6 protein-coding genes and 1 pseudogene are annotated in these 5,211 nt (G+C 60.7%); 2 read left to right on the forward strand and 5 right to left on the reverse strand.

The genetic code is table 11. From position 1 onward, the window contains the following. Together WBF74_RS05690 and WBF74_RS05695 are read left to right on the forward strand one after the other, a co-directional pair. Positions 1 to 297: pseudogene (locus tag WBF74_RS05690) on the forward strand (hypothetical protein); the annotation flags it as partial. A gap of 106 nt (positions 298 to 403) precedes the next feature. After that, positions 404 to 1,855 carry an MBOAT family O-acyltransferase gene (locus WBF74_RS05695; RefSeq protein ID WP_424436497.1) on the forward strand — a complete coding sequence of 484 codons (1,452 nt, stop codon included), beginning with the start codon at positions 404 to 406 and terminating at the stop codon, positions 1,853 to 1,855. 48 nt (positions 1,856 to 1,903) lie between these two features. On the opposite strand, the gene WBF74_RS05700 is transcribed toward WBF74_RS05695, so the two are convergent. From WBF74_RS05700 to WBF74_RS05720, 5 genes are all read right to left on the reverse strand, one after another. Then, positions 1,904 to 2,290, reverse strand: a complete 387-nt coding sequence (locus tag WBF74_RS05700) for a hypothetical protein (protein WP_424436500.1) — start codon at positions 2,288 to 2,290, stop codon at positions 1,904 to 1,906. Then, positions 2,283 to 2,609: an AzlD domain-containing protein gene (locus WBF74_RS05705; RefSeq protein ID WP_424436503.1), complete on the reverse strand. Its 327-nt coding sequence runs from the start codon at positions 2,607 to 2,609 to the stop codon at positions 2,283 to 2,285. Before WBF74_RS05705 ends, WBF74_RS05700 begins: the two co-directional genes overlap by 8 nt. Next, entirely contained in the window at positions 2,609 to 3,337 is a 729-nt protein-coding gene (locus WBF74_RS05710; protein ID WP_424436506.1) for an AzlC family ABC transporter permease, read from the reverse strand. Before WBF74_RS05710 ends, WBF74_RS05705 begins: the two co-directional genes overlap by 1 nt. Positions 3,338 to 3,411: 74 nt before the next feature. Next, a complete protein-coding gene (locus WBF74_RS05715; protein ID WP_424436509.1) occupies positions 3,412 to 4,830 on the reverse strand; it encodes a glutamate synthase subunit beta in 1,419 nt (472 codons plus the stop codon). Between the two features lie 2 nt (positions 4,831 to 4,832). Beyond that, on the reverse strand, positions 4,833 to 5,211 hold a 379-nt coding region (locus WBF74_RS05720), incomplete at its 5' end, for a hypothetical protein (protein ID WP_424436512.1).

Raw genomic sequence — 5,211 nt, forward strand, 5'->3', positions numbered from 1 at the left:
GGGACGGGCCAGGCCTGCCAGGGCGGATGGGCGACGCCGCCCCGGCTTGATGCCGTGCGGCAGGCGCTGAAGGAGGAGGCTGTCTCGCGCGGTGCCTTTTTCTGGGATGGCGGTGAAGCGATGGGCGGGCGCTGTGCGGCCGATGACTGGGCACGTCTGGAGCCGCCGCTCATGCATGGCGACCGGGTTCATCTGCGCCGCGAAGGGGCGGATCGGCTGTCGGCATCGCTCGCCTCGGCGCTGATGGGCGGAGAGGCTTGCACGCCAGCGTTAACTATAACCGGAAGCAGTGATTGAGCTTTGCCGTGCGAGCGAGGAAAATGCCTCCATTCCGTCATGCCCCCCTGATGGTTAGCGTGGGCGATGTGTGCGCGTGGTTGACGCACGTGAGTGGCGGAACGGTATGATTTTTCCGACAGTTGAGTTCGGTATCTTTTTCCTGATCGTGTTTGTGATCAGCTGGGCCGTGCGCGGGCTGCCGGAAGCGCGGAAACTCTTTCTCGTCGGTGCGAGCTATTTCTTTTATGCGTGGTGGGACTGGCGCTTTCTAGGTCTGCTCTTTCTCTCAACGTTAATCAGCTATATCGCAGGGCTTGCGGTTGCGCGGGCAGAGCGCGAGGGCTTGCGGAAATTCATTGTTGGCATATCGACCGTTTCGCATCTCGCAATCCTCGGCTTCTTCAAATATTACGGCTTCTTCCTTGTCTCTTTCGCGGCGCTGCTTGAGGCGGTGGGGCTTGAGCGCGATCTGCCCTTCATGCAGGTGATCCTGCCAATCGGCATTTCGTTCTTCACCTTTCAGGGTATTTCCTATGTGGTCGATATTTATCGCGGCCACGTCACGGCAGAACGCTCGCTCCTCAATGTAACGCTCTACATTTCTTTCTTCCCGCAGCTTGTGGCGGGACCGATTGTGCGCGCGGCAGATTTTCTGCCGCAGCTTCATCGCCCAGCGGCGCTGACGCGGGAATATCTTGGCATTGGTTTGGTGCTCATCCTTTCCGGCCTCGCCAAGAAGATGGTGATCGCGAATTATCTCGCCACCGAACTGGTGGACCCGGTTTTCTTTGATCCCGGAATGGTGAGTGCGCTTGATCTTCTCATCGGCATTTATGGCTATGCCGTGCAGATCTATTGCGACTTTTCGGGCTATAGCGACATTGCCATCGGCGTTGCGGCGCTGCTTGGCTATCGCTTTCTCGATAACTTCAACCAGCCCTACCGTGCGGCGAGCCTTCAGGATTTCTGGCGGCGCTGGCACATCTCGCTCTCCACCTGGCTCCGCGACTATCTCTATGTACCACTGGGTGGCAATCGCGGCGGCGAGGTGAAGACCTATCGCAATCTCTTCCTCACCATGTTTCTCGGCGGTATCTGGCATGGCGCGGCATGGACATTCGTGTTCTGGGGCGCGTTCCATGGCGCGATGCTGGCGGCGGAGCGCTACATGAAGGGAAAGCTTGAGGAGTTCGCGCCTTCACATACCGATCCCGGCGGCTTCATCGCTACGATCGGCAATGGCGCGCGCTATGTGGTGGGTGTCATCTGGACATTTCACCTTGTCTGCTTTGCGTGGATCTTCTTCCGCGCAGACAGTTTCTCGACTGCATCGGACTACATTGCCGGTTTTGCGCGCTGGGGCGATCCGAGCCTTTATGTGACGCCTTTCGCGGCGGGGCTCATCGCGATTGCGATGTTCTTTCAGTTTACGCCCGTGCGGCTCGGTAACTGGCTGGCGCGTGGCGTTGAATATCTGCCCGCGCCGCTTCTCGCTGTTCTTTTCGGCGGTGGCATATGGGTCATCTGGGCAATAGCGCCCGAGGGTGTTGCACCCTTCATCTATTTCCAGTTCTGAGGCAGAGATGCTTGATCTGATGCAGGAAGCGGAAGCAGAAGCAGCGGCTCATGAAGCCGAAAGCGCTGCCTTGCGCGAGGCGGAAACGCGCGCTTCCGTGCGTCGGCTCACCATTGCGCTGGTGCTCAGCGCGATGATCCTTCTTGTGTTCAACAGCGAGCGGCTCGCCACGCTGGTCAACGGGTTCGAGGTTGGGCCGGTGCAGGATGTGGTCGTGACCCATGCGACGGCATGGAACGAGTTGATGGCGGATGCGGGCCTCACCGCGCCATCACATGCGGTGAGGGCAGAGGTAAACGAGGTGCGCCAGACGGATTGGGCGCAAATACGCCGCTGGATCGAACGGGAGCGCGCCCGCACGCAGGAGGGCGCAAGGCTGTTGCGCGGTGCCGTGAGTGAGGCGCGCGGGTGGGGCGCGCGCTTTCTTTCAGGCAAGCCAGTTCAGCAACCAGAAAAGCGCCATGCCGCCAAAGATGGTGAAGATCGAACTCTTTGTGCGCCACGCAATGAGCGTTGCAACGAGCGCGGCGATGATCTTCGGATTGGTCGGTGTGAAGTCGATTGTTCCGTCCGGCAGTTTCAGCACGGCAGGCAGGATGATCGCCGAAAGCACAGCCGCAGGAAGAAAGCGCAGCGCTCGCGAGAGGCGGGGCGGCAGAGGCATGCGGCCTGCGAGCTCAATGAATGAGACGCGCAGCACGAAAGTGCCGATGCCGATGGCGATGACCGCGAGTAGGATTGCCTCGGAGGACATTATTTCTGCTCCTCCTTCCGCAAGGCACGGGTTTCAACCGTATAACCCGCCAGCACCCCTGCAAGGGCAGCGAGGAAAAGACCGAGATTGAAGGGCAGGTTCCACCCGAGCACGGCGATACTACCGCCGACCAGCGCGGCGGTTGCATTTGCGCGGTCGCGAATGGCGGGCACGATGAGCGCAAGAAAACTCAGCGGCACGATGAAGTCGAGCGACCAGCTCGGCGGAATGCGGTTGCCGAGCAGATAGCCCGCCGCCGTTGCCGCGAGCCAGACACTCCACATGAGAACTGCGCCGCCCGTATAGAAGGCATATTTCTCTGCAAGCGTCATCTCGGGCCGGGCGGCATATCGCAGGGCGCTCAGCGCATAGGATTGATCCGTCATCAGATAGGCGACGAGCCAGCGCTTGGCGAGCGGCAGGGCCGAGACATGTTCGGCAAGGGCCGCGCTATACATGGCGAGGCGCAGATTGATGATGAGGCCCGTCATGACAATGACGAAGAACGGGGCTGCCTCGCCGATAAGCTGTGTCGCGGCGATCTGGGACATGCCTGCATAGACGATGATCGACTGGCCGATGCCCGCCAGCATGTCGAGCCCCGTATCGGAAGCGACAACGCCTGCAATCATGCCGAAGGGGATGACGCCCGGAAAGAGCGGAAGCATCACGCGGATGCCGTCTTTCCAGTGCTGTCTTGTGTCTTCCTCTGCCGGAGTTCTGCTCATAATCGTGTTTCTCATAAAGAAACCCCCGTGACGGGTGGTCACGGGGGCGATACTTGATTTTCCTTTAACGCAGTTCAGCGTGGAAGTCTTGTTTCCCCCATGAGGAAGAGGTCTACCTCGCGGGCAGCCTGACGGCCCTCGCGGATGGCCCAGACAACGAGGGACTGCCCGCGCCGCATGTCGCCAGCGGTGAAAATCTTGTCGAGGCTCGACTTGTAGGTCGCCGTATCGGCGGCGACATTGCCGCGCGGATCAAGCGCGACGCCGAGTTCCTTCAACATGCCATCATGCACGGGATGGACGAAGCCCATGGCGAGGAGGACGAGGTCCGCCTTCAGCTCGAACTCCGAGCCGGGAACGGGCTGCATCTTTTCATCCACACGCACACATTCGATGGCGGTGACATGGCCGTTCTTGCCGATGATGCGGCGTGTCATCACGGCGAAGTCACGCGCGGCACCTTCTGCCTGGCTGGAGGAGGTCCGCATCTTGAGCGGCCAGTCCGGCCAGGTGAGGAGCTTGTTCTCGCGCTCCGGCGGTGCGGGCATGATTTCAAGCTGTGTGACGGAAAGGGCGCCCTGACGGAAGGAGGTGCCGATGCAGTCCGATCCCGTATCGCCGCCGCCAATGACGACGACATGCTTGCCGCCTGCGAGGATCGGCTCGACCTGCCCGATAGGCTCCTCGGAGACGCGGCGGTTCTGCTGTGGCAGAAACTCCATCGCGAAGTGAACGCCCGCAAGGTCGCGGCCTTCAACCGGCAGATCGCGCGGTGTTTCGGAGCCGCCAGCGAGGATCACCGCATCGAACTCGGCGACGATCTCGGCAGCAGGCCGGTCAACACCGACATGCACGCCGTAATGGAAGGTCACGCCTTCCGCTTCCATCTGCCCGAGACGGCGGTCGATCAGATGCTTTTCCATCTTGAAGTCAGGAATGCCATAGCGGAGCAGGCCGCCTGCTTTCCGGTTCTTCTCGAAGACATGAACATCATGGCCGCGCCGGGCGAGCTGCTGCGCGGCGGCAAGGCCGGCAGGGCCGCTGCCGATGATCGCGACGCGCTTGCCTGTCTTTTCGGCGGGCACCTGGGGCGCGATCCAGCCTTCCTTCCAGCCGCGATCGACGATCGCACATTCAATCGTTTTGATCGTGACCGGCTGGTCGGTGAGGTTCAGCGTGCAGCTTGCCTCGCACGGCGCGGGGCAGATGCGACCCGTAAACTCCGGGAAGTTGTTGGTCGAGTGGAGGTTGCGGCATGCCTCCAGCCACTGGTCGTGATAAACCAGATCGTTCCAGTCGGGGATCTGATTGTTCACCGGGCAGCCATTGTGACAATAGGGGATGCCGCAATCCATGCAGCGAGCCGCCTGATCGCGCACAGCCTCAGTGGCCAGCGGAATCACGAACTCCTTGTAGTTGCGGATCCGGTCGGCGGCAGGAAGATACTTGCGGTCCTGCCTGTCGATTTCGAGGAAGCCAGTAATCTTTCCCACGCTCACTCTCCTGCTGCGATCATGGCCTGTGCGGCATTTTCCTGCGCGCGCTGAATTTCCAGAAGGGCGCGGCGGTATTCGACCGGCATCACCTTGCGGAACTTCGGCAACATGGCGTCCCAATTATCCAGTATCTGCCGCGCGCGAGCCGAGTTGGTGTAACGCGCGTGGTTTTCGATCAGTTGATGGAGCCTCTCGGAGTCAAAGCGGGTCATGTCGCTCATGACATCGACGCGGCCATGCGTTTCGAGATCACCCGTCTGGTGGCGGTGACGCTCCATCAGATCATGCTCTTCCTTGATCGGTTCGAGATCGACCATGGAGAGGTTACAACGCCGCTCGAACATGCCGTCCTCGTCCAGCACATAGGCGATGCCGCCT

This window comes from Parvibaculum sp. (assembly GCF_049672805.1).
In the GTDB taxonomy this organism is placed as follows: Bacteria; Pseudomonadota; Alphaproteobacteria; order Parvibaculales; family Parvibaculaceae; genus Parvibaculum.